The organism is Halalkalirubrum salinum (assembly GCF_005543295.1).
Classification (GTDB): domain Archaea; phylum Halobacteriota; class Halobacteria; order Halobacteriales; family Haloferacaceae; genus Halalkalirubrum; species Halalkalirubrum salinum.
Genome location: NZ_SRSG01000054.1, coordinates 1 through 1,351, shown reverse-complemented (window position 1 = coordinate 1,351; position 1,351 = coordinate 1). Strand labels below are relative to the sequence as shown.

Genomic DNA, 1,351 nt, shown 5'->3' with positions numbered 1-1,351 from the left:
GAGTGACCTCTACGGTACCTCGTTTTCATGTGGGTTTCGAGCTTAGATGCGTTCAGCTCTTACCCCGTGGCACGTGGCTACCCGGCGTCTGCACTCTCGTACAACCGGTACACCAGTGGTGCCCAATCGTAGTTCCTCTCGTACTATACGATCGTTCACGGCAGGTACCTTACACCCCCAATAGATAGCAGCCGACCTGTCTCACGACGGTCTAAACCCAGCTCACGACCTCCTTTAATAGGCGAACAACCTCACCCTTGCCCGCTTCTGCACGGGCAGGATGGAGGGAACCGACATCGAGGTAGCAAGCCACTCGGTCGATATGTGCTCTTGCGAGTGACGACTCTGTTATCCCTAAGGTAGCTTTTCTGTCATCTACGGGCCTCATCAATAGGCCTCGTAGGTTCGCTAAACCACGCTTTCGCGTCAGCGACACTCGTTGGGAATGTCACTGTCAGGCTTTCTTGTGCTCTTGCGCTCTTCTCCGGGTTCCCGACCCGGATGAGAAAACCTTGGGGCGCGCTCGATATCTTTTCGAGCGCGTACCGCCCCAGTCAAACTGCCTAGCTATCGGTGTCCTCTCGAAAGAGTGAGAGTCGCAGTCACTACCGGGTAGTATTTCAATGCTGCCTCGGTGGCCCGCTGGCGCGGGTACCTGTGTAACGGCTCCTACCTATGCTGCACAGTAGCGACCACGTCTCAGCGACAGCCTGCAGTAAAGCTCTATAGGGTCTTCGCTTCCCCTTGGGGGTCTCCAGACTCCGCACTGGAACGTACAGTTCACCGGGTCCAACGTTGGGACAGTGGCGCTCTCGTTTATCCATTCATGCAAGCCGCTACTGAAGCGGCAAGGTACTACGCTACCTTAAGAGGGTCATAGTTACCCCCGCCGTTGACGGGTCCTTCGTCCTCTTGTACGAGGTGTTCAGATACCCGCACTGGGCAGGATTCAGTGACCGTACGAGTCCTTACGGATTTGCGGTCACCTGTGTTGTTACTAGACAGTCGGAGCGCCCGAGTCACTGCGACCTGCCTTCTGCAAGGCAGGCATCCCTTATTGCGAACGTACGGGACTAACTTGCCGAATTCCCTAACGTCGGTTCTCCCGACAGACCTTGGCTTTCGCTGCCTGAGCACCTGTGTCGGATCTCGGTACGGACATCGTCGTTGCCTTTTCACGGGCTCTCAGTAACACCGACTTGCGCTGTCTCAAGCTTCGACCGCTTCCTGCCATTACGGCTTCCACGGTGTTCCTTGATTCGACCGCGCGAAAACGCGGCTCGGTGGTCCTCAAAGCGTTGGCGTTGAATCGACGACGGTACAGGAATATTAACCTGTTTCCCTGTTGGCT

At 56.1% G+C, this 1,351-nt stretch carries 1 rRNA gene; it reads right to left on the bottom strand.

Annotation, left to right across the window (positions count from 1 at the left end):
* A 23S ribosomal RNA gene (locus E5K03_RS17435) occupies positions 1-1,351 on the bottom strand; the annotation flags it as partial.